A 567-nucleotide genomic window follows, 5' to 3' on the forward strand; every position below is an offset into this window, starting at 1 on the left:
GTTGCGCTTCCTTTACTCTTTTGGTTCAACATACTATTCTATTTTTACCGTATACAGATACACTAAGAGAGTATTATGAACCTCAAAAGGGAAGGCACGACATTCAATCAGCGCAACATTGAGCGTTACTTTGAGTTAGTCAACCTAACACCTGAACAAGTTCAAACTCTCTGCCACAGCTTAGCGCAGTTGAACATTAATCAAGCAGACTTCGCTGACCGCTATTTACACCAACTGAGAGTAAAAACACGCTTCTCTCACCCTCATGTACAAGAGTGCCTGTCACATGGGCCATTATGTAATGCAATCCAGCATCACATTTATACATGGCTGAGCGGCACTCACTCCGAAGCTGATTTCAACAACCGTGTTCGCTTAGTAACGGAGCTTAATGCTCATGACATTTCTGTCGCTGAATTTCTATTGTGTGGCACCAAAACTAGAGCTAGCCTGCTCGCACAACTCAAGCGTGTGCTTCACACCCATGACATCAACTCAGCAAGACTGATCCGAGACTTTGAAAAGTGGCTGACCATTGATAAACACATATTGAGAGACATAGAACTC

1 protein-coding gene is annotated in these 567 nt (G+C 43.4%); it reads left to right on the forward strand.

The genetic code is table 11. The features are described 5' to 3' along the window. Positions 1-75: 75 nt before the first annotated feature. The coding region (locus tag KIV40_RS25890; RefSeq protein WP_285352060.1) for a hypothetical protein at positions 76-567 on the forward strand (492 nt) is incomplete at its 3' end.

This window comes from Vibrio sp. D173a (assembly GCF_030248475.1).